General features: G+C 63.2%; 20 protein-coding genes. 9 read left to right on the plus strand and 11 right to left on the minus strand.

Going from position 1 to position 24,755, the window contains the following annotated elements:
* Positions 1 to 199 precede the first annotated feature (199 nt).
* Positions 200 to 670, plus strand: a complete 471-nt coding sequence (locus JQ624_RS08005) for a VOC family protein (RefSeq protein ID WP_212418320.1) — start codon at positions 200 to 202, stop codon at positions 668 to 670.
* A 247-nt stretch (positions 671 to 917) separates the two neighbouring features.
* Here JQ624_RS08005 and JQ624_RS08010 read toward each other — a convergent pair whose 3' ends face one another.
* Positions 918 to 2,366, minus strand: a complete 1,449-nt coding sequence (locus tag JQ624_RS08010) for a UdgX family uracil-DNA binding protein (RefSeq protein ID WP_212418321.1) — start codon at positions 2,364 to 2,366, stop codon at positions 918 to 920.
* Positions 2,367 to 2,497: 131 nt separating this feature from the next.
* Positions 2,498 to 3,736: a putative DNA modification/repair radical SAM protein gene (locus tag JQ624_RS08015; RefSeq protein ID WP_212418322.1), complete on the minus strand. Its 1,239-nt coding sequence runs from the start codon at positions 3,734 to 3,736 to the stop codon at positions 2,498 to 2,500.
* Between the two features lie 163 nt (positions 3,737 to 3,899).
* On the opposite strand from JQ624_RS08015, the gene JQ624_RS08020 reads away from it, so the two are divergent.
* From JQ624_RS08020 to JQ624_RS08030, 3 genes are read left to right on the plus strand one after another with little or no spacing between them, the layout of a single operon-like run.
* Positions 3,900 to 4,694, plus strand: coding sequence for an ImuA family protein (locus JQ624_RS08020; RefSeq protein ID WP_212418323.1), 795 nt, complete (start codon positions 3,900 to 3,902; stop codon positions 4,692 to 4,694).
* The gene (locus JQ624_RS08025; RefSeq protein WP_212418324.1) at positions 4,585 to 6,177 is read left to right on the plus strand and encodes a DNA polymerase Y family protein; all 1,593 of its coding nucleotides are present in this window, start codon (positions 4,585 to 4,587) and stop codon (positions 6,175 to 6,177) included. The genes JQ624_RS08020 and JQ624_RS08025 overlap by 110 nt, the downstream gene beginning before the upstream one ends.
* Positions 6,174 to 9,635: an error-prone DNA polymerase gene (locus tag JQ624_RS08030; protein ID WP_212418325.1), complete on the plus strand. Its 3,462-nt coding sequence runs from the start codon at positions 6,174 to 6,176 to the stop codon at positions 9,633 to 9,635. The genes JQ624_RS08025 and JQ624_RS08030 overlap by 4 nt, the downstream gene beginning before the upstream one ends.
* Before the next feature lie 22 nt (positions 9,636 to 9,657).
* Here JQ624_RS08030 and JQ624_RS08035 read toward each other — a convergent pair whose 3' ends face one another.
* A complete protein-coding gene (locus tag JQ624_RS08035) occupies positions 9,658 to 10,887 on the minus strand; it encodes an NAD(P)/FAD-dependent oxidoreductase (RefSeq protein ID WP_212418326.1) in 1,230 nt (409 codons plus the stop codon).
* Between the two features lie 169 nt (positions 10,888 to 11,056).
* On the opposite strand from JQ624_RS08035, the gene JQ624_RS08040 reads away from it, so the two are divergent.
* Together JQ624_RS08040 and JQ624_RS39290 are read left to right on the plus strand one after the other, a co-directional pair.
* Complete coding sequence (locus JQ624_RS08040) at positions 11,057 to 12,079, plus strand: AraC family transcriptional regulator (RefSeq protein ID WP_212418327.1); 1,023 nt, start codon at positions 11,057 to 11,059, stop codon at positions 12,077 to 12,079.
* A gap of 277 nt (positions 12,080 to 12,356) precedes the next feature.
* Positions 12,357 to 12,485 carry a hypothetical protein gene (locus JQ624_RS39290; protein WP_283816905.1) on the plus strand — a complete coding sequence of 43 codons (129 nt, stop codon included), beginning with the start codon at positions 12,357 to 12,359 and terminating at the stop codon, positions 12,483 to 12,485.
* A 194-nt stretch (positions 12,486 to 12,679) separates the two neighbouring features.
* Here the strand turns inward: JQ624_RS39290 and JQ624_RS08045 are convergent, their stop codons facing one another.
* The 7 genes from JQ624_RS08045 to JQ624_RS08075 form a co-directional block, all read right to left on the minus strand.
* Positions 12,680 to 13,765 (minus strand): efflux RND transporter periplasmic adaptor subunit, encoded by a 1,086-nt coding sequence (locus JQ624_RS08045; protein WP_312014389.1) that lies wholly within the window; start codon positions 13,763 to 13,765, stop codon positions 12,680 to 12,682.
* Positions 13,762 to 14,460 carry an ABC transporter ATP-binding protein gene (locus JQ624_RS08050; RefSeq protein WP_212418329.1) on the minus strand — a complete coding sequence of 233 codons (699 nt, stop codon included), beginning with the start codon at positions 14,458 to 14,460 and terminating at the stop codon, positions 13,762 to 13,764. Before JQ624_RS08050 ends, JQ624_RS08045 begins: the two co-directional genes overlap by 4 nt.
* Positions 14,457 to 15,590 carry an ABC transporter permease gene (locus JQ624_RS08055; protein WP_212418330.1) on the minus strand — a complete coding sequence of 378 codons (1,134 nt, stop codon included), beginning with the start codon at positions 15,588 to 15,590 and terminating at the stop codon, positions 14,457 to 14,459. Before JQ624_RS08055 ends, JQ624_RS08050 begins: the two co-directional genes overlap by 4 nt.
* A 1-nt stretch (position 15,591) precedes the next feature.
* Complete coding sequence (locus JQ624_RS08060) at positions 15,592 to 16,842, minus strand: acyltransferase (RefSeq protein ID WP_212418331.1); 1,251 nt, start codon at positions 16,840 to 16,842, stop codon at positions 15,592 to 15,594.
* Between the two features lie 372 nt (positions 16,843 to 17,214).
* Entirely contained in the window at positions 17,215 to 17,646 is a 432-nt protein-coding gene (locus tag JQ624_RS08065; protein WP_212418332.1) for an MgtC/SapB family protein, read from the minus strand.
* A gap of 43 nt (positions 17,647 to 17,689) precedes the next feature.
* A complete protein-coding gene (locus tag JQ624_RS08070) occupies positions 17,690 to 18,667 on the minus strand; it encodes a hypothetical protein (RefSeq protein ID WP_249129537.1) in 978 nt (325 codons plus the stop codon).
* Positions 18,668 to 18,939: 272 nt separating this feature from the next.
* Entirely contained in the window at positions 18,940 to 19,212 is a 273-nt protein-coding gene (locus JQ624_RS08075; protein ID WP_212418333.1) for a PilZ domain-containing protein, read from the minus strand.
* 300 nt (positions 19,213 to 19,512) lie between these two features.
* Here JQ624_RS08075 and JQ624_RS08080 point away from each other — a divergent pair, with 300 nt between their 5' ends.
* On the plus strand, positions 19,513 to 19,935 hold the full coding sequence (locus tag JQ624_RS08080; RefSeq protein ID WP_212418334.1) for a heme-binding protein: 423 nt from the start codon (positions 19,513 to 19,515) through the stop codon (positions 19,933 to 19,935).
* 199 nt (positions 19,936 to 20,134) lie between these two features.
* Here JQ624_RS08080 and JQ624_RS08085 read toward each other — a convergent pair whose 3' ends face one another.
* Positions 20,135 to 20,905, minus strand: coding sequence for an SDR family NAD(P)-dependent oxidoreductase (locus tag JQ624_RS08085; RefSeq protein ID WP_212418335.1), 771 nt, complete (start codon positions 20,903 to 20,905; stop codon positions 20,135 to 20,137).
* Positions 20,906 to 21,969: 1,064 nt separating this feature from the next.
* Between JQ624_RS08085 and JQ624_RS08090 the strand changes: the two genes are divergently transcribed.
* Both JQ624_RS08090 and JQ624_RS08095 read left to right on the plus strand, forming a co-directional pair.
* The gene (locus tag JQ624_RS08090) at positions 21,970 to 23,367 is read left to right on the plus strand and encodes a CoA transferase (protein WP_212418336.1); all 1,398 of its coding nucleotides are present in this window, start codon (positions 21,970 to 21,972) and stop codon (positions 23,365 to 23,367) included.
* Positions 23,368 to 23,510: 143 nt separating this feature from the next.
* The gene (locus tag JQ624_RS08095) at positions 23,511 to 24,755 is read left to right on the plus strand and encodes an efflux RND transporter periplasmic adaptor subunit (RefSeq protein ID WP_212418337.1); all 1,245 of its coding nucleotides are present in this window, start codon (positions 23,511 to 23,513) and stop codon (positions 24,753 to 24,755) included.

The following is a 24,755-nucleotide window of genomic DNA, read 5'->3' on the forward strand; positions in this document are numbered from 1 at the left end:
TTATTTGCCGTTGAACCCGGACATGAAGATGGGTCGCTTGAAGCGATCTCTTTGGGCATGAGCCGCTTTATCGGTTCCGCGGATTCGTCACCCATGTGCACCAGAAATTTCGTCGCCCCTGTCGGGAGCGGTTCCCTCCATCCGTCCTTGGGACAGGAGCGGCCGCGCGCGCGGCCGACGATTGATGGAAGGAGCGCCGATGAAGGTCACGCAGCATCTATGGTTCGCGAAGGACATGGAGGCCGCGATCGGTTTCTACACCTCGCTGGTCCGCGGCTCATCGGTCCACTGGGTTTCGTCCCTGCCTGCCGAGAGCCCGAGTGGTCCCGCGGGCAGCGTCAAGATCGCGGCCTTCAGCCTCGGCGACCAGCGCTACATGGCGATTGAGGCTGGCCCCCTCGACCCGTTCAACCACAGCTTTTCGATCATGGTCGAATGCGACACGCAGGCCGAGATCGACCGCTTGTGGGATGCCTTGAAGGAGGGCGGCAGGATCGAGCAATGCGGTTGGCTGGCTGATCGCTGGGGCCTCTCATGGCAGATCGCGCCCAGGCGGCTCGGTGAATTGATGAACGATCCCGACCGTGACAAGGCCAGACGCGTCGCGGAGGCCATGCTGAAGATGGTCAAGTTCAATATTGCAGAACTGGAGGCCGCGGCGAGGGGGTAGAGCGGAACGCCGGGCGCGCTGCAACGCCGCAAGGCGAGAGGAAGAGTGGGTCGCGCGCTGCACGGCGCCGGGGCTGAAGGGGGACCGCGCAGCGCGTCGACCGTATGGGAGCGTCATGGCGTGACCAGACGTCCCACATTCCCTTGAGAATGCGATTGTGTCCTTCGACAATTAATAGTTGTGGATGGGATTGTCAATTTTCCTCGTTATATTTCACCAGAAATTGCGACTGCCGGATTGGCAGGATTCAGGCCGCATGTGCTGATTTTCGCAGCACGTCGGCGGCTATTTTGAGGTCCTGGACGAAGCGCTGGTATTCGCGCGCCTTGGCGTCTGCGTCCGGCAATCGCAACAGATAGGACGGGTGCACCGTCACCAGCGCCCTGGTTCCGTCGTCGAGATCAATCAGGCGGCCGCGGTTCTTGTTGATCGGCGTAATTTTCCCGAACACGCTTTGCGCCGCGGTGGCGCCCATGGCCACGACCAGATCTGGTTTGATCGCAGCCAGTTCCCGTTCGTACCATTGCCGGCACGCCTTGATCTCCGGCGTGTTCGGCTTCTGGTGCAGGCGAATCTTGCCGCGCGGCACAAACTTGAAATGCTTGACCGCATTGGTGACGTAGACTGTGCTGCGGTCGATCCCGGCTTCTTCCAGCGCGCGATCGAGCATCTGCCCCGCGGGCCCGACGAACGGTTTGCCGGCGAGGTCTTCCTTGTCGCCGGGCTGCTCGCCGACCAGTATGATCCGCGCGGTTTGCGGCCCTTCGCCGAACACGGTCTGGGTGGCATCTTTCCATAACGGGCAGGCGCGGCAACCCGCGGCTTCCTCACGCAGCGTTTCGAGATCGTCGTCGTCGTGGTTGCGGGCCATGTCTTGGACCTTGGCTGGTTCCAGCCGTTTTTGCGATTTGTGCGGTTCAATCGCCGCATTCGCGATCATCGCGCTCGCGGTGCGTTCGGCGCTTTCGATCAGCGGTTTAATCAATGAGGCCTCCGGCAGGTTCCGCCAATACTTTTTCGGCATTTCGTTCTGCATCGCCGTCACTTTCAGCCGGGCGGGATTGAAGATGCTGGCGTAGTAGCGCCGCCAGGTTTCCTCCAGGCGGTCGGTGGTCGGGGCTTCGGATTTGCTGACCCCCGGCGTGATCGAGACGGCATGGCCGTCCCAATGCGCGCAGACGTCCGGCGTCAGGATCGACCAGGGCATGTCGGCGAAGCGGCGCGCAAAGAACGGCGCGGCCAGTTCGACGATATGATGCTCCGGCTCGAACCAGGCGACGAAGTGGGAGTTCTGTTCGCGGCCGACTTCGCGGAAGCGGACAAAGGCGTGCATCTTGTGCTCGTCGCGGCGCACGGCCTTCGCCATGGCGGCGACCTCGGCCACGTCAGGATCGGTCGCGATGTCGAGCAGATCGTGGTTTTGCCGCAACCGCCACAGCAGGCGATAGAGCAGGGCGAACCGCTCGGGGTTGCGGTGCAGGATCGCAGCCTCCGCCAGTTCAACGAACTTGGCGGGTACGTTGAACGTGCCGGGTGGCGGCTCGAGCGGCGGCGCCGTCGGTTCGAACAGTTCGGGCGCATCATCAGCGACGCGCCAGCTCACGTCGGAGGGTTTTACATCATTTAGAGCCAGTGCGCGGGCGGCTTTGCGCCAGCCGTCGAAATCGGTTTCGTTGTCGAGGGTGATGTGGTGCATTTCTCTCCTCCTCGTCATTGCGAGCGAAGCGAAGCAATCCATTTCTCCACTTGTTGAGGCATGGATTGCTTCGTCGCTTCGCTCCCTTGCGCAAACGCTTCGCGTTTGTCGCAGGCAATGACGCTGTGCGTTTAGAAACCAAATCCCAATTGTGTCGCCTTCGGCTTGAACCGCTCCTTCAGCCCTGCGCCATCGAGCAGATGCAATGATGGCCGGTGATCGCTGAGCACGATGAACGGCAGCGCCTTCTTCTGCGGGATATGCAGCCGCGCCAGGTCGGCCAGCCGGATCGAGGTCAGGCGGCGCGTGGCAATGATGCGGTCGACCGCCTTGGTGCCGAACCCCGGCACCCGCAACAGATCCTCGCGGCTGGCGGTCGCGACATCGAGCGGGAAGCGGTCGCGGTGGCGCAGCGCCCAGGCCAGTTTCGGATCGATGTCGAGCGGCAGCATGCCGGCGGCCTCCTCGACGATCTCGCCAGCGTCAAAACCGTAAAACCGCATCAGCCAGTCAGCCTGGTAGAGCCGGTGCTCGCGAAGGAGCGGCGGGGGAACAAGCGGCAACGCGCGGCTGGCGTCCGGGATCGGGCTGAAGGCCGAATAATAGACGCGCTTGAGCCGGTAGGAGCCGTAGAGATTGGCGCTGGTGTCGAGGATGGTTTTGTCGCTGGCCGCATCTGCGCCGATGATCATCTGCGTGCTCTGGCCGGCGGGCGCAAAGCGCGGCGGCTTTGTTTGCGTGGCGGTCTGGTTGTTCTCCTGCGCCTCATCGAGCTTCAACCGCAGCCGGCCCATGGTGCGGCGGATCGCGCGCATGTCCTTTTCCGGCGCGAATTTCGCCAGACTGTTCTCCAGCGGCATCTCGATGTTGATGGAAAGACGATCGGCATATTTGCCGGCTTCCGCAATCAGCGCGTCATCGGCCTCCGGAATGGTTTTCAGATGAATGTAGCCGCGGAAGTGATGCTCCTCGCGCAGTTTGCGTGCGACAGAAACCACTTGCTCCATGGTGTAGTCGGCGCTGCGGATGATGCCCGAGGAGAGAAACAATCCCTCGATGTAATTGCGGCGATAGAAGTCGATCGTCAGCTTCACCACCTCGTCGACCGTGAAGCGCGCCCGCGGCACGTTCGAAGAAGTGCGGTTGACGCAATATAAGCAATCGTAATTGCAGGCGTTGGTGAGCAGCACCTTCAACAGCGAGATGCAGCGTCCGTCCGGCGCGTAGGAATGGCAGATGCCCATGCCCGGCGCGGTCGAGCCGAGGCCCTTGCCGTCGCTGGAATCCCGCTTTTCGGTGCCCGAGGACGCGCAGGAAGCATCGTATTTCGCCGCATCCGCCAGGATTTCCAGCTTACGTTGCACGTCCATCGTTGAATCCCTTTGATTCCATTCATGAATCGCCAAAGCGTTGATCCCGATTGACTCTGCCGGGGCGGTTAGCTTTATATTAGAACATATCATGAACAAATGAGCCAGCCGCGGGTTCACTAGGAAAAAGCGGTAAAGGCCAAAATTCCCAGAGGAGCGGCGCATGAGCACCGCACGCACAAGCACGCTTGCGAATTTGCGCGGGCGCATCGAGCGGCTCGAGACGCATGGCGATGCGCATGACCTCAACAAGGTCGCGCTCGGCCATGCGGCAGCGGATGCTGTGCTGTGCGGCGGCCTTGCGGTCGCAGCGGTGCATGAAGTGTTCGCCGAGGGCCATCAGAGCGCGGCGGCAACCGGCTTCATCGCAGGACTCGCGGGAAGGGTATCGCCGCGCCGGCCGCTGGTCTGGGTGCGGCAGGATTTTTCGGAAATTGAAGCGGGCGCGCTGTCGATGAGCGGGCTGTGCGAGTTGGGCCTCGATCCGCGGCTGCTCGTGACCGTGCGCGCGCTGGACACCGACGCCGCGTTGCGGACCGCCGCCGATGCGCTGGCCTGCGATGCGCTCGGCACCGTCGTGCTGGAAGTCTGGGGGCAGGCCCGCCAGCTCGATCTCGTCGCCAGCCGCAAGCTCACCCTGGCCGCGGCAGCCTCCGGCGTCACCGCCTTGCTGCTACGGATGGCGGCGGAGCCGCGGCCCTCGACCGCTGAGACCCGATGGATCGTGCGCGCGGCGCATTCGCCGCCTTCCGTACCTTGGAGCGCGTGGGGCGCGCCCGTCTTCGACGCGCAACTGGTTCGTAACCGTCATGGCCCGGTCGGCCGTTGGATCATGGAATGGAAATGTGATGAGTGCCTATTCAGCGAACCGGCGTCGTATCCTCAGCCTGTGGCTGCCACGCCTGCCCATCGACCGCATCCAGCGCAAGCTTACACAGGACGGCGTCGCGCTGGGTGATACTCCCAGCGTCGTCGTCGCCAAGCAAAACAACGCGCTGCTGATTTACGCCCTCGACGATCTGGCCGTGCATTCCGGCCTCTCGATCGGCCTGCCGCTCGCCAATGCCCGCGCGATCTGCCCGGAGTTGACGGTGTTCGATGCCGACGAGGCCGCCGACCGCAAGACGCTCGAAGATATCGCCGACTGGTGCGACCGCTTCACCCCCTTGGTGGCGCTCGATCCGCCGCATGGGCTCTATCTCGACATCACCGGTTGCGCCCATCTGTTCGGCGGCGAGCGCGCGCTGCTGCAGATCGTATGCGGCGCGCTTACACGGCGCGGCTTTGCCGTCAGCGCGGCGATTGCCTCGACCGCGATCTGCGCCCGGACGCTGACGCGGCAGGCCTCCGGAAAAATCATTGCCGATGGCGAGGAGGCGGAGGCTGTCGGTCCGCTGCCGGTCTCCGCGCTCGGCGCCAACGATGCTATCACCGGCGGCTTGCGCCGCGCCGGCCTGAAAACCATCGGCGACGTCGCCTCGCGCGGTCGCCACGAAATCACGGCGCGGTTCGGCGCCGGCTTCACGACGCTGTTGGAGCAGGCGCTGGGGCAGGGCGATGCGCCGATCAGTCCCCGAAAGCCGCTGCCGGATTACATCGTCGAAAAACGCTTTCCCGAACCGGTTGTCACTGACACCGTGATCGCGATGAACCTGTCCGCGCTCGCTCAAATGCTGGTCACGGCGATGGGCAAGCAAGGCAAGGGCGCGCGGCGGCTGGAAGCAAGTTTTTTCCGCACCGACGGCGCGGTACGCACGATCTCGGTCGATACCGGACGCCCGGTGACGAGAGCAGAGGTGATCGACCGCCTGTTTCGCGAGCGGCTCGATGCGCTCAACGATCCCCTCGATCCCGGCTTCGGCTTCGATCTGATCAGGTTGTCCGCCAGCCGTACCGAAATCGTGGTGCAGCAGCAGCGCGATCTCGATGCCAACGTGCATGACAATGACGAACTGGGCGCACTGATCGACCGCATCGCCGCGCGCATCGGGGGAAAGCGCGTCGTCGTGCATCTGCCGCAGGATACCCACATCCCTGAAAGCGCCGTGTTGGCAGTAACAGCGCAGCATCATCTGGCGGCCGCCGCGCAGGCCGCCTGGCCCGAACGCATCGAAAGCGAGCCGCCGTTACGTCCGCTGCGGCTGTTCGACAGACCGGAGCCCATCAAGGTGCCGTTCGCCACCGTGCCCGACGGCCCGCCGCATCAGTTCACTTGGCGGCGCGTGACGCATGCGGTGGTGCGGGTGGAGGGGCCCGAACGCATCGCCATGGAATGGTGGAAGCAAAACGGCGACAACCCGACGCGGGATTATTTCCGCATCGAGGATGAGGCGGGCTTGCGCTTCTGGATCTTTCGCGACGGGCTCTATGAAAGCGAACTGGCCGACGAAGAAGGCGAGCCCGCCTCGGTCAGATGGTTCGTGCACGGGCTGTTCGCATGAAAAGCCCCGTAAACATTTCCGGTTATGCCGAGATCGGTATCACCACCAATTTCTCGTTCCTGCGCGGCGGCTCCGATCCGCGCGCCTATGTGCATCAGGCAAGCCGGCTCGGCATTCCCGCGATCGGCATCGCCGATCACAACACGCTGGCCGGCGTGGTGCGCGCGTACAAGGAACTCGATAATCCCGAGGTCAAGCACAAGCCAAAGCTCCTGATCGGCACGCGCATCGTCTTCATCGACGGCACCCCTGATATCCTGGTCTATCCGCGCGACCGCGCCGCTTACGGCCGCCTCTGCCAATTGCTGACCCGCGGCAAGCGCGGCGACGACATCACGCGGATCGAAAAGGGCGAATGCCATCTGAGGTTTGAGGACCTGCTGGAATTTGCCGAAGGCCAGCTTCTGGTGCTGGCGCTGCCGCATCGTTTGGACACGGCGGAGGCGCAAACAATTCTGGCGCGTCTGAAGAACAGCCGCGCCGATGGCGTCTGGCTCGCTGCGAGCCTGCTCTATCGTGGCGACGACAAACGCCGGCTGGCGCGGCTGCATCGTCTGGCGCTCGCCGCCAAAGTGCCGCTGCTGGCGACCAACGAGGTGCTGTATCACCATCCCGCGCGCCGCCCGCTGCAGGACGTGCTCACCTGTATCAGGGAAAAGACCACCATCGACGCCATCGGCAGGCGGTTGGAAGCCAATGCCGAGCGATACCTGAAGCCGGCCCGCGAAATGGCGCGGCTGTTTCGCGACCTGCCGGAAGCCATCGCGGAAACCATGCGCTTTGCCGGTCGCATCAGCTTTTCGCTCGACCAGCTCAAATACCAATATCCGGACGAGCCGGTGCCGCCGGGCAAAACCGCGCAGCAGCATCTCGAAGACCTGACGTGGGCCGGTGTCGAGAAGTATTTCGGCGGTGAGATCTCTGACACGCTGCGCGCCACCTTGCGGAAAGAACTCGCGCTGATCGCCGAGCTCAAATACGCGCATTATTTTCTCACCGTGCACGACATCGTTCATTACGCGCGCCGCCAGAATATTCTCTGCCAGGGGCGGGGGTCGGCGGCGAACTCGGCGGTCTGCTATGTGCTCGGCATCACCTCGGTCGACCCGACCAAGGTCGATTTGCTGTTCGAGCGCTTCATCTCCAAGGAGCGGCTGGAGCCGCCCGACATCGACGTCGATTTCGAACATTCGCGGCGCGAGGAGGTGATGCAATATGTCTATCGTCGCTACGGCCGCCACCGCGCCGCCATCATCGCGACCGTCATCCATTATCGTCCGCGCAGTGCGATCCGCGATGTCGGCAAGGCGCTGGGGCTGACGGAAGACGTCACCGCGGCGCTCGCCGACACGGTGTGGGGAAGTTGGGGCAAGGGCCTCAACGAGATGCAGGTTCGTCAGGCAGGGCTCGATCCACAGAATGCGATGGTCGAACTCGCGGTCGAACTCGCCACCGAGCTGATCGAATTTCCGCGCCATCTGTCGCAGCATGTCGGCGGCTATGTGCTGACCCAGGACCGGCTCGACACCTATGTGCCGATCGGCAATGCGGCGATGGACGACCGCACCTTCATCGAATGGGACAAGGACGACGTCGATGCGCTTCATATGATGAAGGTCGACGTACTGGCGCTGGGCATGCTGACCTGCATCCGCAAATGTTTTGATCTCATCGCCGATCACAAGGGCGAGCGCTGGGAGCTGGCGACCGTCCCGCAGGACGACAAGCCGGTCTACGACATGCTGTGCCGCGGTGAATCGCTCGGCGTGTTCCAGGTCGAAAGTCGCGCGCAGATGAACATGCTGCCGCGTCTGAAGCCACGCACCTTCTACGATCTCGTCATTGAAGTGGCGATCGTGCGTCCCGGCCCGATCCAGGGCGATATGGTGCACCCTTATTTGCGGCGGCGGAACGGCGTCGAGAAGCAAAGCTACCCGTCGCCGTCGCCCGAGCACGGTCCGCCGGATGAATTGTACAAGGTGCTGCACAAGACGCTCGGCGTGCCGCTGTTCCAGGAACAGGCGATGCGGATCGCCATCGAGGCCGCAAAGTTCACGTCCGAGGAGGCCAACGGGCTGCGCCGTTCGATGGCGACCTTTCGCAACGTCGGCACCATCGGCAAGTTCGAGGACAAGATGATCGGCAACATGATCGCGCGCGGCTACGATCCCGAATTTGCCCAAAACTGTTTTGAGCAGATCAAGGGCTTTGGCTCCTACGGTTTTCCGGAAAGCCACGCCGCCAGCTTCGCCCAGCTCGTCTATATCTCGTCATGGCTGAAGCATTATCACCCGGACGCCTTCTGCTGCGGCTTGCTCAATTCTCAGCCGATGGGCTTCTACGCACCCGCACAGATCGTTGGCGACGCCCGCACCAACGACGTCGAGGTGCGCGAGATCGATGTGTCCTACAGCTTTGCGCAGAACACGCTGGAGCAGGGGAGTGGGAAATATTGTGCCGTCCGTCTCGGCTTCCGCCAGATCGACGGGTTTAGCTGGGTTGATGAGGATGAGGAGCGGTTGAAACGAGTTCAACTGTCATTCCGGGGCGCGCCTCTTGGCGCGAACCCGGAATCCATTTCTCCACGCGTATGCGGCTCAATGGATTCCGGGTTCTCGCTTCGCGAGCCCCGGAATGACGTGCCGGACTGGGCCGACCGCATCGTCGCCGCCCGAAACCGCCGTCCCTTCACCTCGCTCGAAGACTTCGCCCGCGACACCGGCCTGCCGAAGCGCGCGCTGATCCTGCTGGCGGACGCCGATGCCTTCCGCTCCATCGGGCTCGACCGCCGCGCGGCACTCTGGGCGGTGCGGCGGCTGCCCGACGACGTGCCGGTGCCGCTGTTCGAAGCCGCCGTCGCCCGCGAGCAGCCCGACGAGAATGCAAAGCCGTTGCCGCTGATGCCGCTGCCGGAGCAGGTGGTCGCCGATTACCAGACCGTCCGCCTGTCGCTGAAGGGCCATCCGATGGAATTTTTGCGCGAGATGTTTACGAGAGAGCGCGTCGTCGCCTGCAAGGACGTCAACCACAAAAACGACAAGCGCCGCGTCCGCTGCGCCGGCGTGGTGCTGGTGCGGCAGCGTCCGGGCAGCGCCAAGGGCGTCGTCTTCATGACGCTGGAGGACGAAACCGGCATCGCCAATATCGTGGTGTGGCCCAAGGTGATGGAGCAGTACCGGAAAGAAGTGATGGGCGCCCGCCTCATCCTGGTCGAGGGCTATATCCAGAGCAGCCCGGAACAGGTGACGCATCTGGTGGCGCAGCGGATGTTCGACCGCTCCCACGACCTGATCGGCCTCGCCAATGATGCGCCGAGCCGCAAGCATCCGGTCCCGACTGGCCCCGCGCTGATCGAGCCGCTCAACGACGATCGCCGCGACCATCCCGATACGCCGGCGCAGAAAATCCGCCACCCGCGCGACGTCCGCATCCTGCCGCCGTCACGGGATTTTCATTGATCCGACCTATCTGCGATGGTCGCTATGCACTCATCCGTTGAGCTCTCGCAGCAGCCGCGGCAAAGATCGCCTCGACGTTTTCGGGTGCAAAAAACTCCGTCGGCGATATCGTCCCGGCATTCAGGCGCGCAAAGCCGTCCATGGCGGCCTGGTTGCCATGAACCGCCTCAAGGATCCGCTGCAGCTCGGGCGGCGGCGGTTCGAGCGTTGCGAGCTCGCAGGTGAAATCGTACATCGCGCCGGCTCGCGCGTCGCGGGTGTGCTGGTACTCACCCATGGCTTCCTCGAATGGCCGCGCGCCCGACAGCGATTGGTCGAGTGCGGTGGCGCAGAGTTCGGCGTCCCGGAAGGCATCGAGAATTCCCTGTGCCGTTACGAAATCCCTGTTGTAGCCGGCGTCGCCTGCGAGCGCCCAGCCAGGGCCGTAAGGCTTGCGAAAATAGTTCGGCACCGCCGCGCCGGCGAACGGCGCTTCGCGCGTGGCGCTGCGCAGCCGTTTGGCAAAGTCCGGCGCCTGTTCGATTGTCTTCAAATAATTGCCCTCGATGTCCTTCTTGTTTTCCGCAAACTCTGCGTAAGGCCATCCGACGATGACGAGTGTCAGATCGTCATGGGTCGGCATTGCCGCAAATGCGCGCCTGTCGCGGACATAGGTTTCAAAGCGACCGTCGGTCGGCAGCCCGCGCCAATAGCTGTAGTAACCCGCCAGCAGCGGCGGCTTCTCGTGGTACTGCTCGGGGTGAACCGCCTCGCTCAGCTTGGAGTGCCGGCCGTCGGCGCCCACGACAACATCGGCATATTCCGTAACAGCGCCGCCGTGCTTCGATCGGCCCTTGATGCCGACGACACGCTCTCCCTCGATCATTATTTCCTCGACAACAAAACCCTGACGGATTTCCGCGCCGGATTCGGCGGCGGCGTCGACCAGCAGCTTGTCGAGGATCGTTCGCCGCGGGCAGTAGGCGACGGCATCCTTGTCCGTGCCGGGGGCACCGGTAATGGTGAACGCGCCGAAGTCGAAGGCGTAGGTATGGATCGGCGGGCATCCGGTCGCCACCAGCCGGTCGAGCAGTCCCCATCGCGATAGCGCATTCACGGCAGGCGGATGCACGAGATGCGTTGACACGGTGTCGCTCGGGAAAGAAGCGCGGTCGACCGCCAGCACCCGGTACCCCCTGCGCGCCAGCAGCATTGCGGTCGGCGAACCGGCGCAGCGCGCGCCCATGACGATCGCGTCGAATGCCTTGCCCATCGAAATCTCCTTGCAAAGCCGTTCCGTGCCAGTTCGAGGCGCCAGGGAGTTGACTGGCCGCAGCGGTCGGAACTCGTGGCCCGAACTTAGCGGCAAACCGAAGCCCCAACTTTGCCGAAACTCCGTGGTTCTTTGCAGCCCATAGGGTCCACGTTCGGGAGCCAAGGAAATGGATGCCCTATCGGAAGCCCTGACGTCGGTGCACATGACGGGCGCGATCTTCTACCACGCAGAGTGCACAGCCCCCTGGGGGTTCCGGGTGCCCCACCTGCAAAACGTCGCCCACGTACTTGCTCCCGGAACCGAGCGCCTGGTCAGCTATCATCTGGTCACGGACGGCAAGGCGATCGTGCGCTTCCCGGGCGAAGACGACATCGCCGTCGCTGCGGGCGATATCCTGATCATCCCCCACGGCGATGCCCACACCGTTTCGAACGGCTCGCCATCGACCTACCTCGACAGCGGAGCTTCGCTCGGCGAGTTCCTGGTCGGCCGTCTGACCACGATGCGATTGGGCGGCGGAGGCGAGGTGACAAGGTTTGTCTGCGGCTATTTCGGCTGCGAACGTCATGCCGATCGGCTCTTCCTTGCCGGCCTGCCGCTGATGATCAAAATCAACCTGCGGGGCGACCCCGCCGGCGAATGGCTGGAGAGCTCGGTTCGCCATCTGGTCTCCCAGGCCGGATCCGAGCGACCGGGACAGTCGGTCCTGCTCTCCAAGATGGCGGAGGCGCTCTTCATCGAAACCATTCGCCGCTACATGGAGGCGTTGCCGCCTGAACAGACCGGCTGGCTGGCAGGTGCGCGGGATCCGGCCGTCGGCGCTGCGCTGGCGCTGCTGCACCGAAAACCCTGTCATCATTGGACCGTGGAAGAACTTGCCGCCGAGACCGGCGTTTCGCGCTCGGTCCTCGCCGAGAGGTTCTCCCGGTTTCTTGGCGAGCCGCCACTGACCTATCTTGCGCGCTGGCGATTGCAACTGGCTGCCAGGATGCTGCAAACCACGCGGGAGGCTGTGATACAGGTGGCCTCCGAGGTAGGCTACGACTCGGAAGCGGCGTTCAATCGGGCGTTCAAGCGCGAGTTCGGCGTTCCGCCAGGACAATTCAGGGGCCAATTCAGAGGATCGCGCTCCCGATCGGGACTGGTTGGAGGTAACGGTCCAACCCGCATCCGCCCGGACGCGGCGTGAGAGCAATCAAAAGGTATCCTGTGGAGTATGGCTTTCCACGATCCCCGATCCGCCGGTTCCGATCTACCAGTAGACCAATCCCGTACGCGTCTTTCCGGCTCCACTTCTGGCAAACGCTACTGTGAGCCTCTGCTTTTCGGCGCAATAGGCAGCCAAGGTTTCGTAGAGCCTGGCTTCCATGAATGGAACGTGTTCCCTGCTGGTGGACGCTGCGTCAGCGGTCGCTGATACCAGGGCACTAATTTGGCGGATCAGCAGATCGTCTGTCGATGGCTGCATGACCTTCTCCTTCGATCTCGGTCCCGACCAGATGATTCCTGATTTCGGTTCACCGCAAGTCGGCAAATCACCGAAATCGCAAATGCTGCCTGCGACAGATTGCTCGCGCTTCAATGAGAAAGGGTAACCCTTCGCATCTCCCGTAGCCGAGCCAGGCAATATTCCCGGTACAGTATGTCGATGAGGTTCCACATGATCGACTCCCTTGTCTGATCACGGGGCCACATTACGACGATATCGTTTCGGGATTTTTTCCTCCGCCGAAAAAATGGCTTCGCCGCAAGCGCGGAATATTTCATGGCCGCGGGCGACGAAACATCTTCACGGCCCGGTGACCTTGTCCGAACGGAAGTAGACATCGGCCTTCATTCCGATCGTGAGCTCTCCCGAGCCCGTTAATCCGACCATGACGCGAACCACATCCACGTCGGTTTGATTGCGCGATCCGGGCGGCTCGAGGCGGCCGGGCTCGATCAGCGGCGCGACCGACGAGACGCTTCCCTCGAACTCGCGACCGGGAAAGGCCGTCGCCCGCACGATGACCGCCTGGCCAACCTTGACGGCCCCTATGTCGCGTTCGTCCAGTTCCGCGCGCACGCACATCACCGAGAGATCGGCGAGCTGCAGCGGCGGCTGCGGCGAGCCGGGCGAAACCGCCTCGCCCTCCCGCACATTGACCTGGAGCACGGTGCCGTCAATCGGCGCGCGCACCGTCATTTTATCGAGAGCGGCTCGCGCCACGGCGTATTCCGATCGGGCGATACTGAGCTGGCCCTCCAGCGAAGTAGGCAAAGCGGCGTCGTCATCGGCTGTACGAAGCTCCCCTTGCCGGGTTGACAGTTCATTTTGGGCGCGCGTCAATGCCAGCCGGGCGGCGGTCAGGTCTGCCTCCGACCCGCCTTTGGCCCGCAGCCTCGCCGCAGCCCGATCAACTGCGGATCGCGCGTCATATAGCGTCCGCTCGGCCTCGGCCACGGCATCCTGGGCCTTGCGTCGCGTTTTTGCACTGCCTGTCGCCGACCTTTCATCCCGCGCACGCTCGCGCATGGCGACCTGAGTCTCCGCCGCCGCCAACCGCGCGCGGAGCTCATCGTCAGCCAGCTGGATCAGCGGTTCGCCGGCAAACACCTTGTCATTGGCCTTCACCAGCACCTTGTGGACCACCCCGATGATTGCCGCCGCAACCTTGATCTGACCGGAGCAAGCTTCAACGCGCCCGGGCGCAACCGCTTGCCAGCGCTTTTCCTGCGGCGCGTCGGCCGACGAGCCCCACATCGCCGGCTTGACGGGGCCCATTGCTGCAATCGCAACCAGTACTCCGCCAACTGCAATCAGAGCCAAGACGGCAGTCAAGGCTATCCGGCTCTTCGACATCGATAATGGTCCTCCAGCCTTTCGAAAATTCATTGCAGTTTGCCGGGCTGCTGATCAATGATCCGTCCGTCCTCGATATGGACGACGCGATCCGCAAAAGGCAACAGACGCGGATCATGTGTCACGATCAGCACGGCGTGTCCCCGTTCCCTGGCGACTTCGGCAAGTATCTTCATGATCGCCTGGCCATTCTCGCCATCGAGTGCGGCGGTAGGTTCGTCGGCAAGAATGATCGACGGATTTCCGACAATGGCTCGGGCGATCGCGACGCGCTGCTGTTCGCCGCCGCTGAGTTCGCGCGGATATGCCTTTGTCTTATGGGCCAGACCGACCTTGGCCAATGCCTCACGTGACCTGACCCTTGCCGCCCTGGATGGCTCACCGCGCACATCGAGCGCCAGCCTCACATTGTCGGTGGCCGACAAGGTCGGAAACAGATGAAACGACTGGAAAACAAAACCCACATGCTCGCGCCTGAGACGAGCCAGGTCCTCGGGGTCCGCACCGGCGGTTGAATGCTGGCAGATGCGAACCGTTCCCTCGGTCGGCGTCAACATGCAGCCGAGGATGGACAAAAGCGTGGTCTTGCCGCTCCCGGAAGGTCCCATGAGCAGAGTCAGTTCGCCGCCGTTAAGCGCCAGACTTACGCCCTTGAGCGCCGCCACCTTGGCAGCGCCGCTGCCAAGGTCCTTCGTTACATTCACCGCCTCGATCAATGGTTCGGTCATCGCGTGAACACCATGGCAGGGTCGATGCGGGTGACCTGAACGATCGCTGCAATGGATGACCCAATGCACATGACGATGGTCAGCAGAAACAGGCCGCCGATCAGCCCGGGCGTGATGACGATCGGCAACGCCGTCGCCGCGGTCAATCGCACGACGACGTCGCTGACGAGCGCCGCGATGGAGAAGCCGATGACGGCACTGAGTAACGCCTGCCAGACGATTACGTTGTAGATATACCGCCGGGAGGAGCCCATGGCGCGCAGGGTGGCAAATTCGTTCAGGTGCTCTTTCGTGCTGGCATAGAGAGTCTGGGCGACGACGACGGTGCCGACGATCACGCCGAGCAGGGCGCCTGCGAAGAGAGCGGCGCCGGCGCCCGTGCCGAACAGCCAGAATGTGCGGCTGCGTTCGCGAAACTCAGCCGGACTAAGAACCTCGACGTCGGTGATATCAGACATCAGCTGACGGCGAACATGATCGAGGTTGGCATCGGAATTCAGACGAATAATAAGATAGGTGGCCTTGCCGGACGGGACTCCGGTGTGAGCCCGCGCCCGATCCACGTCCATGAAAACGAACGGCGTCGTGGTGAATGAACGGATGCCGTTGGTCACGGCCGCCACTCGTACGGGCTGCTGCCGGATTTCGGCGGTCGCCCCTATCCCGGAGACGCCAAGGCGATCGAAATAGCTCCTGTCGACCGCGATTGCTTTCGGGCTCGACAGCGCCTCGATCCGGCCTTCCACCAGGTCCCATGGCTGCAGGCCGCCCGCCCGCAGATCCGAACCGATCACGAAAACCGGAGTCATCGCACCGCCCGGCATTCGCCAATCCGCAAATCCGATCACGACGGGGATGGCCTCCGCCACGCCGTTGATGGCAAGCGCGCGATAGCGCTCACGCGTGTTCAGCAGGGACGGATCCTCGAAGCACTTCGTTCCGCGCGGCATGACCCAGAGATCGGCAGACGCATGGTCGATCATCGTCGTCACCATGCGCCCAAAGCCCAGATAGAGGCCCATCTGGACGGTTACCAGAACGATGGAAAACACGATCCCGATCACAGTTGCAATGAAACGCAGCCGGTCATGAAACAGATTTCGGAATGCGAGGGTGAAGACCAACGGCATGCTATTGGGGCTCGATTACTTTCTGTGCAATGTCAATTCGGTCTTCATGCGCCGCGCCGCGCACTCCCTGTATCGTCTCGTTCGGTCGCAAGGCCGGCAGCGCGCCGCCCATCGCGGCGGCGATGGACCAACTCGTGATCAGGGTCCCACCGAACACGATCACGGCTTTGCCGATTGCAAACAAGTCGGTGCCCAGCAGCGCGTATTGCAGCCAGACGGCAAACACATAGTGGATAAGATACATGCGGTAGGCATTGGTCGAAAGACTGTCGAACGCCCATGCGCGCCAATGCGCAAAGCGCAGGCAGATCGCCAGCGAGCAGAGGCAGCTCGTCGCGCTGGCGACGGCAAAACCTGTGCCGGCCGCGAATTTCGCGATCAGGGGAGCGTTGCCCCAATCCGCCAGTGTTACCGACGTCGGAGCTGCCCAAAGCAGGAAGCCGGCAAAGGCTGCGGCGAGCCATGCCGGCCAGCGCCGCGCCAGGACCCCATCGCAGTCGAGCAAGCCGCGATCGAGGCCGTAGGTCCCGACCGCCACGCCGGCAAGGAAATAGACGAGGTAGTGCAACGGGCGGCTGGACTGAAACGAGATGGGACCGATGTTCACCCATGCGAACGGCGAATAGGCCAGCATCAGGGGAACGTAGACCACCGCGGAGAAAGTCGCCAGACCGACAACGAACCGCACCGGATTATTGTCTGCAAGGGCCACCAACCGGACAAGATGCCGATCCCACCCCGGTATGAATCGATAGGCCGCGGCCGCGAGAATGTTGAATGCCAACAGCTCGCCGAGAAACCACTGCGGTCCGCACGGCCAGAACGGCAGCGCGAGCCAGTGCTCCAGATAGGCACCCAGGCCGGGATCGACGGCGGTCGTGCGATAGGCCGCGAAATAGGCGAGCGGCGCAAGAAAAATGACAGCCAGCGCCATCGGCAAGCCAATCCGCAGCAGGCGGTCGGACAAGAACTTCCAGCTTCCCTTGCTGGCAAGGCTTGACGGCACGAACAGGCCCGAGAGGAAAAACATCAGGGTCATCAGACCTACATCCTGCCAGGCGCAGAACAGGTCGAAGCCGAACCATCGCTGGCTGTCGATGATCGGAAAGGCCAGCCATTGATAAGGCGCGCTATCGAACGGATGTGGGGTGGGCGGCAGGAAGGCGAGGTAGGGGAGGACCGAATGGAACGCCAGCACGATCAGGATCACAACCGCCCGAAGATTGACGAGGGCAAGGCTTGATCTGCTCATCCGTGAGGCCTCGTGCCGATTGCAGAGATACGCACGAGAGAGTGCCCCGGTTCCGCGTTGAGAAACTCGTCGTTGATTATTCCGCCTGCAATTCGCCGTTAAGGTGACGATTTGGTGGCGCGCCCCCGCGGGGCGCTTCGCCGAGGGAGTAGTGGCCAATCAGAGAGGGTAGCGGCCCCTCGGAATCTGGACGCAGAACCCCTGCGGTTGCGCTGCAGCAACGGCTAAGGGCTCGGTCGCCGCTTTGAAGACGTTTGCCAGTACACTTTCGAGCGGGACCAGATTGGCCGACGATGCCGGTTCATGTAGGCAAAGCGGCCCGCTGCGGCACTGTGACGGATTCGCCGCGAGCCCCCCGAGAGTCTTCTGGATTCAATCCTGCTTGAGATCGTCTTCTTCCTTCACCAGCGTCAGCAGCCTCAGCGTCAGGAACGTGAACACCGCGACCGTCACCGCGACGTCGTAGCTGCCGAGCCCGACGGAAACGCCGATCGCGCCGGTGGCCCACAGGCTGGCGGCCGTCGCCGTGCCCTGCACGGTCGTTCCCTGCTTGAGGATCGCGCCGCCGCCGATGAAGCCGATGCCGGTGATCAGGCCTTCGATCACCTTCGCCATGCCATCAGGGGAATGCACCAGCAGGTTTTCGCTGGCCTGCACGAAGCCGCAGCTTGCCAGCGCGACCAGCGGGAAGGTGCGCAGGCCGGCGCTGCGCGCCCGCTTTTCGCGGTCCCAGCCGATTGGTATTGCGAGGGCGAAGGCTGCGGCCAGCGCCAGAAAATGAGTGCCGATCTGAAATCCGTCCAAAGCCTGCCCTCGTGAAACCACAGCCCCACGCCGGCGATGGAAACTACGGCGCCGCGTTCTTCCTCAACGCATCTGCCGCTGAAACGTTCACGGCCGCTACGGCGCCGTTCGCACCATGACCGGCCGCCGTGTCAGGCGACACGCTGACGATCGCCGCTTCGGTCCGGTACTGCGGCAGGTGATGTTCGAGCGCGTAGAAGACGCACAGCGCGAGGCTGGACCAGACCGCCAGGCTGAAATAAAGCGACATCCAGGCAATCTCGTCCTTCCACTCGGCCAGGTCGTGCGTCACCACCCAGCGCGTGCTCACGTCGCGCAGGCCCTCGCGGGGCGTCAGGCGCTTGTCGCCATCGGCATCTCCGGTCCGCCAGCGGTTCAGGTACATCGGGACGTCGATCGTCATCAGAAACGCTAGAAAGCCCGCAATGCCCGCGATGGCGACGGCCAGGACCACGCGAACCGCGCCATGGAATTCCGGAAGCAGGCGGCAAAGGCCCACACCGACGGCGAAGAAGGCAACCGCCCATAGCGAATTTTCGATGGCGTTGCCGAGATAATTCCTGGTCAGCACCGCATACCATGAGAGGCATTCCGCGATCAGAATCAGCGGTACGATCACCCAGGCGGCGTTCACGGTCGTTTCCGCGCCGGTCATCGCGCCGAGCTGGTGCAGGAGAATCGCCCATTGCGCCACAAAACAGATCTCGGCCACGGTCGCCACCGACCGTCCGACCATGACGCTCGACAGCCAGGTGTCGAACAGGCAGATCCGCTGAACGTCGGCGCGTGGCAGAAATGATCTGAAGGCGCAGCCGAAAACATAGGCCGCACAGAACAGCAGCATGGTCCCGATGCTGGCCGCGCTGCCGGCAGCGCCAGTCGGCTGGAGCAGAAGCTCGCGATACAGCACGAACCAGACGGCGATATTGACGCCACTCACCAGGGTCAGCAGGCCCCACCACCAGGACACGGGATTCGACCAGGCCAGGGAACCTGACCGCGCCTGCCATTCCAAGCTCATTCGCCGCTCCGCCGTAATCGAACTGACATCAGACTGTAATAATACAGTCATGCACGTCGAGGCCAATCACGACAAGAGTATGCCGACGGGGGGATGGGGGGCGCGGGCCGCAGGTCGATGTCGGCAGCGGACCGGTCTCTGAAAATGACTCGCTTCTCGTCATGGCCGGGCATAGCCGTCGCAAGGACGGCGTCGCTGCCGCTCGCCTATGCCCGGCCATGACGAGCAAGGGCCAGAGGGCCTGATTCATTGGCCGCTCTTCGGTCGAATTCTCAGGACAGGAATTTTACGCCGTAGGTTTTGCCCCGGCGCCAAACCACTTCGCACGACTGGCGCGTCGTATGTTCGGGCACCAGCGCCAATTCAAAACCGTCTCTGACGTCCAGCGCCGCATCGGTCACGATCTTGGCGCCGCCCGGAGAGACGTCCAGGACGAAGCATTCAATCTTCGTCATCCCGTTGTCGATCGTCATCCATGTCGGCCGTTTGCGCAGCTCGCGCCGCGGTTCGCGCTGCACCTTTGTCCTTTGGTCGTCGACAATCATCGTGGCCATCCGTCGTTGGACCCAGTCGTCTGGGTCTTCGAAACAGGCCGTCAGAATGAAGATAACTTCGTAAAGTTCCCTTAGTTTATCGTTTCAAATTTACCGGTTTACTTCGCGAGTTGTAAGTCGATCTCCCTCAACAGTGCCTGCGCCGTCGGGCGCGTTCGGGACGTCCGTAATCGTCCTCGCGGCCGCAGCAAGCCGGGCGTCTCGCGCGATACGCACGCCCAAACTGAGACGATTGGCGGCCAGGCTCAGGCCGAGCAGCCGGCGGCCGCCCCGGCGGCGGTGCCTGACCAGATGCCGTTCGATATCCCGTACGGAAATTCGATCACCGCCGATCGCGCCGCCGATGTCGTGAAGGCGATCGTTGCCGAGGCCACGAAATCTCCCCGCAACTGGAAGCTCGCCATTTCCGTCGTCGATACGCATGGCGATCTCGTCTATTTCTACAAGATGGACAGCACGCAGCCGGCGTCGGTAACAATCTCGCAGAACAAGGCGCGCACTGCGGCGCGCTATCGGCGCCCGACGCAGATCTTCAACAATGCGATGCAGACTCTTGCCGGAGCCTATGTCGCCACGCTGGAGTCGCCTCCGCCGGCCGCATCGCCCAGCGGTATCCCGCTTGTCGAGGGGGAAAAATCATCGGTGCGGTCGGTTGCAGCGGTGCCACCGGCGACCAGGACGCCGTCGCCTGCAAGGCCGGCGCCGACACGGTGAAGTAGTCGCGGCCTCACATGCTCCGTCCGTCATTCCGGGGCAGCCCGCAGGGCTGAGCCCGGAATCCATTTCACTGCTTGAGATGCGGCTCAATGGATTCCGGGCTCGCGCTACGCGCGCCCCGGAATGACGGCGGGTGTTGAGGTGGATAGATGGTGGGCACGGCGCCAACGCGCCTTTGCCCACGCGACACAACGCCTCAGAAATTCACCCGGTTCGAGATCGCGCCGTCGACGACGAGGTTCGAGCCCGTCGTGAAGGAGGAGGCCGGGCTCGCCAGGAACACCGCCGCATTGGCGATCTCCTGCGGCGTCGCCATGCGGCCAGTCGGGTTGCGCGCCAGCGCATCCTGGTAGCGCTTCGGCATGTTCTGCTCGACCATGTTCCAGATGCCGCCCCTGAAATAGACGGTGCCCGGCGACACCACGTTGACGCGGATTTTCTTGCCCGCGTATTGCCGCGCCAGTCCCTTGGCCATGTGGATCAGCGCCGCCTTGATCGGGCCATATGAGCTGGCGCTATCCGCCTGCGCCGCCGAGATCGATGAAATGATGACGAAGGCCGCGTCGCCGGTCTTCTCGCCGCTGGCCTCGAGCAAGGGACGCGCAGCCTCGAACGCGTTGACGGCGCCGAGCACGTCGAGCCGAAAATTCTGCTCCCATGAAGCGGGATCGCCGCCTTGCGCCATGGCCCCGGCATTGGAGAACAGCATGTCGACGCTGCCCAGCTCCCGCGCAACATCAGCGATCCACGACTTCAATGCGGCGGCGTCGGTGATATCCACGGGCGCGCCGGTCGCCTTCACGCCCATCGCCTTCAGCTCGGTAACGGTGCCGGCGACCTGATCCGCGTTGCGGGCGCAGACCGCGACGCCTGCGCCTTCGCCCGCCAGCGTGTCCGCAATCGCCCGCCCGATGCCGCGCGTACCGCCGAGCACGACGGCGTTTCTGCCCCTCAAACCCAAGTCCATCTTGTTTTTCCTTTGCTGATTCCGGAGCATTGTAGCGGTGAAGGTAACCTGGGAGAAAGCTCAAATCACCGACATCCCTCCCGTCATTCCGGGGCGCGACGAAGTCGCGAGCCCGGAATCCATCAGGCCGCGCATTCTGCCGTGAAATGGATTCTCTGATGTGCAATCGCACATCATAGCTCTCGCTTCTCGAGCCCCGGAATGACGATGGGTTGTAGCTGCGTAGAGTGGGCAAAGGCGCGCGAGCGCCGTGTCCACCATCAAGCATTCCCGCTCATGAGGGTGGGCACGCTTCGCTGTGCCCACCCTCCGATTTTCTGCGAACTGATTTGCTTCGCGCGCAAGCGCAATCTTGATGCACGACTGCGACAAATCAACACGACGGGCAAATCACCAAAAACCTGTCCAGCCCCTTTTGCAAAAATATTCCGCTTAACTTGTCGGGCAAATCATTTGCATAACTCCGCCCGTCTCACGGCGGATGAGGGGCGTTGGCCATCGTCACGAACGTGCGGTGAGATGCGATGGACGCGAGAGCTGCGACTGACGTGTGCGGCCTATCGCGTACGGCGAAGTCGTGTGGTCCTGACGCCGCGGTGCTGGCGTCAAGTCGCGCGGGGTTTATTTCCTGCGCAGCGACGGTGGCAAAAGAGCCGTTCACCGAGGAGAGCTCGAAGTAAGCCGTAAAGCCATTGCGCAGGGAAGGCCGGAGTGTTTCCGCCGAACCTGTATGCTCGTGTGCGCTTTTGCCATGTGCATTGCACGCGAGACCGCGGGTGCGGCGCGCACCCGGTCTTCCCTGCGCCCTCTGTTCTCATAGAGGGCAAGCGAAGATGCAAACCTCGGGCAGATCGTGCCGCGAGATCGCAAAACTATATCCACCGTCATTGCGACCCGTTGGCTCGCAATGACGGGGAGGGAACGGTACCCCTGAGAATCCGTAGATCCGGATGAGCGCAGCGACATCCGGGACCGCTCTAACGCCACCCTGGATTTCGCTCGCGCTCCATTCGGGCTACGTTGCGTCGGATGTTGAAAAAGAACGTTAGGGAAGAGACACGCCGATGCAAAGCCCGCGCGAAATTCTCTCCGATATCTGGACCTCCGTCGGCGGCGAAGCTTCCGCGCTCGACGCGCTCACGCTGACCGGCGATGAACCGCAATTGCCGTCCTCGTTTCGCGTCGCTGCAGCCGCACAGGTCAGCGTCGCCGCGACCGGGCTGGCGGCGGCCGGGATCTGGAAAATGCGCAGCGGCGAGGTGCAGGATGTTGCGGTCGATATGTGCCATGCCGTGGTCGAATGCCGGAGCGAACGCTATCTGCGCGTCGACGGCAAGCCGCCGCCGCCGGCCTGGGACGCAATCGCCGGAATCTACAGGACCCGCGACAATGGCTTCGTGCGGCTGCACACCAATTTTCCCCACCACCGCGACGCCGTCTGCAAGGTGCTGAACTGCAAGCCGGAGCGTGACGCGGTTCAGGCCGCGCTGATGCAATGGGACGGCGAGGCGTTCGAGACCGCGGCCTATGCTGGCGGCTGCGTCGTCGCCTTCATGCGCTCCCATGACCAATGGTCGGCGACGCCGCAGGCAAAAGCGCTCGCCGGATTGCCGCTGATCTCGATCGCGAAAATCGGCGAGGCCGCGCCAAAGCCCTGGCCCGAGGGCGACCGGCCGCTCGCCGGCATTCGCGTGCTCGATCTGTCGCGGGTGATCGCGGGGCCGGTGGCGGGCCGGACGCTCGCCGCGCATGGCGCCGACGTGCTGCTGATCTCCGGCCCCGGCCTGCCGGCAATCCCGTGGCTCACCATCGACACCGGCCGCGGCAAGCTGACGAGTTTTGTCGAACTCAAGAGCGAGCAGGGGCGCGGCGTGCTGCGCGATCTGTTGGCCGAGGCGGATATCTTTTCTCAAGGCTATCGGCCGCGGGCGATCTCAGGCCTCGGCTTCTCGCCGGAGGATGCCGCGCGCATCAATCCCGGTATCATTTATGTCACGCTGTCGGCCTATGGTGCCGCAGGTCCCTGGGCCGAGCGGCGCGGCTTCGACTCGCTGGTGCAGACCGCGACCGGATTCAACCATGCCGAGGGAAAGGCCGCCGGTGTCGACGGACCGAAGGAATTGCCGGCGCAGATGCTCGACCACGCCACCGGCTACTTCATGGCGTTCGGCGCCATGATGGCCAAGGCACGGCAGGCGCGTGAAGGCGGCAGCTGGCACGTCCAGGTGTCGCTGGCGCAGACCGGACGCTGGCTGTGGAATCTCGGCCGGGTCGCCGATGGACTGAACACCCGTGATCTTACGGGGGAGGCGGTGATGCCCTTTATCGAGGAGATTCCGTCAGGCTTTGGTGCACTGCGGTCGGTCAGGCATTCGGCGATCTTGTCGAAAACATCAGCATTTTGGGCCCGCCCGGCCATGCCCCTCGGCAGTCACCCGCCGCAATGGCCGCCACCGGCATAGGCCGCTTGCCGGCGTTCGGGCCGGCTCTCCAAACTTTAATCTCACCCGCTAAGGCAATTTTTCGTTTTTCATGTTGTTGGAACGCGAATTGGGCACTATTAGCGCAGGCTGAGGCAAATTGTCGCTGAGTGGTTCCGGGCCGGATGCTTAACGTATTTACCAAGCGATTGCAGATCGTTACCCGACAGCGGCTGGCCGTGGCCATCGGACTGTTGGCCCTCGTCGGCGCCGGCGCTTATGGATACGTCCAGATCAACGGCGCAAAACGCGGCCATTCGGAAATCTCGAGCCAGTCCCGCAAAGGGTTGCAGCGCTACACGCCGAGCCCCGCCGAATGGGCCAGCCTGACCATTCAGCCCGTCACCGAACGCGGCTTCCGCGCCGAACACGTCACCGAAGGCAAGATCGCGATCGACGAAGATCGCTCGACGCCGGTGTTCTCGCCCTATGCAGGACGGGTCACCAAACTGCTGGCCAAGCCCGGCGACAGCGTCGTCAAGGGCCAGCCGCTGTTCGTGATCGAGGCCGCCGACAACGTTCAGGCGCAAAACGATTTCGTTGCGGCGATGAGCGCCATGAACAAGGCGAAGTCCGCGCTCGATCTGGCGCAGTTGCAGGGCCAGCGCGCCAAGGACCTGTTCGAGGGCAAGGCCGTTCCGCTGAAGGATTATCAGCAGAGCCAGGCGACTCTGATCCAGGCCGAAAACGACATGCGCTCGTCGCAGACGGCGATGGAGGCGGCGCGCAACAAGCTGCGAATTCTCGGTCTCACCGATGACGACATCGCGACCTTCCAGGAAAAGGGCCGCATCAATCCGGAGACCACCATCTTCGCGCCGATCGCGGGCACCGTGGTCCAGCGCAAGATCGGCCCCGGCCAGTATGTCAACGCCGGCGCCAGCGACCCCGTCTACGTGATCGGCGACCTCTCCACCGTCTGGATGACGGCGTTCGTCCGCGAAAGCGATTGCGCGAACGTCGCGATCGGACAGGACGTGACCTTCAATGTGCTGGCGCTGCCGGGCCACTCGCTTTCGGCGCGGATCAATTACGTCGCCACGGCGATCGATCCTGCGACGCGGCGGCTGCTGGTGCGCGCCACCATCGACAACAGGAACGGCACGCTAAAGCCGGAAATGTTCGCCAACGTCACGATCTATTCGGCGGGCGACCGTCCGGCGGTCGGCGTGCCGAAGCAGGCATTGATCTATGAAGGCGATCAGGTCCGGATCTGGGTCGCGCATCCGGACAAGACGATTGAATTGCGTCAGATCAAGCCTGGCCTCACCAATGGCGATCTCGTCGAGGTGGTCGGCAATCTGAAACCCGGCGAGCAGATCGTCACGAAGGGCGCGCTATTCATCGACCGCGCCGCGTCCGGCAGCTGA

The organism is Bradyrhizobium sp. AUGA SZCCT0283 (genome assembly GCF_018130385.1).
Classification (GTDB): domain Bacteria; phylum Pseudomonadota; class Alphaproteobacteria; order Rhizobiales; family Xanthobacteraceae; genus Bradyrhizobium.

Excerpts from the sequence above, each read along its gene's own strand:
- JQ624_RS08090 (WP_212418336.1), top strand. The coding sequence starts at position 21,970 with ATGCAAAGCCCGCGCGAAATTCTCTCCGATATCTGGACCTCCGTCGGC.
- JQ624_RS08060 (WP_212418331.1), bottom strand. The coding sequence starts at position 16,842 with ATGAGCAGATCAAGCCTTGCCCTCGTCAATCTTCGGGCGGTTGTGATC.
- JQ624_RS08005 (WP_212418320.1), top strand. The coding sequence starts at position 200 with ATGAAGGTCACGCAGCATCTATGGTTCGCGAAGGACATGGAGGCCGCG.
- JQ624_RS08040 (WP_212418327.1), top strand. The coding sequence starts at position 11,057 with ATGGATGCCCTATCGGAAGCCCTGACGTCGGTGCACATGACGGGCGCG.
- JQ624_RS08030 (WP_212418325.1), top strand. The coding sequence starts at position 6,174 with ATGAAAAGCCCCGTAAACATTTCCGGTTATGCCGAGATCGGTATCACC.
- JQ624_RS08085 (WP_212418335.1), bottom strand. The coding sequence starts at position 20,905 with ATGGACTTGGGTTTGAGGGGCAGAAACGCCGTCGTGCTCGGCGGTACG.
- JQ624_RS08070 (WP_249129537.1), bottom strand. The coding sequence starts at position 18,667 with ATGAGCTTGGAATGGCAGGCGCGGTCAGGTTCCCTGGCCTGGTCGAAT.
- JQ624_RS08020 (WP_212418323.1), top strand. The coding sequence starts at position 3,900 with ATGAGCACCGCACGCACAAGCACGCTTGCGAATTTGCGCGGGCGCATC.
- JQ624_RS08025 (WP_212418324.1), top strand. The coding sequence starts at position 4,585 with ATGAGTGCCTATTCAGCGAACCGGCGTCGTATCCTCAGCCTGTGGCTG.
- JQ624_RS08050 (WP_212418329.1), bottom strand. The coding sequence starts at position 14,460 with ATGACCGAACCATTGATCGAGGCGGTGAATGTAACGAAGGACCTTGGC.
- JQ624_RS39290 (WP_283816905.1), top strand. The coding sequence starts at position 12,357 with ATGACCTTCTCCTTCGATCTCGGTCCCGACCAGATGATTCCTGATTTC.
- JQ624_RS08010 (WP_212418321.1), bottom strand. The coding sequence starts at position 2,366 with ATGCACCACATCACCCTCGACAACGAAACCGATTTCGACGGCTGGCGC.
- JQ624_RS08035 (WP_212418326.1), bottom strand. The coding sequence starts at position 10,887 with ATGGGCAAGGCATTCGACGCGATCGTCATGGGCGCGCGCTGCGCCGGT.
- JQ624_RS08075 (WP_212418333.1), bottom strand. The coding sequence starts at position 19,212 with ATGATTGTCGACGACCAAAGGACAAAGGTGCAGCGCGAACCGCGGCGC.
- JQ624_RS08015 (WP_212418322.1), bottom strand. The coding sequence starts at position 3,736 with ATGGACGTGCAACGTAAGCTGGAAATCCTGGCGGATGCGGCGAAATAC.
- JQ624_RS08055 (WP_212418330.1), bottom strand. The coding sequence starts at position 15,590 with ATGCCGTTGGTCTTCACCCTCGCATTCCGAAATCTGTTTCATGACCGG.
- JQ624_RS08095 (WP_212418337.1), top strand. The coding sequence starts at position 23,511 with ATGCTTAACGTATTTACCAAGCGATTGCAGATCGTTACCCGACAGCGG.
- JQ624_RS08080 (WP_212418334.1), top strand. The coding sequence starts at position 19,513 with ATGCCGTTCGATATCCCGTACGGAAATTCGATCACCGCCGATCGCGCC.
- JQ624_RS08045 (WP_312014389.1), bottom strand. The coding sequence starts at position 13,765 with ATGAATTTTCGAAAGGCTGGAGGACCATTATCGATGTCGAAGAGCCGG.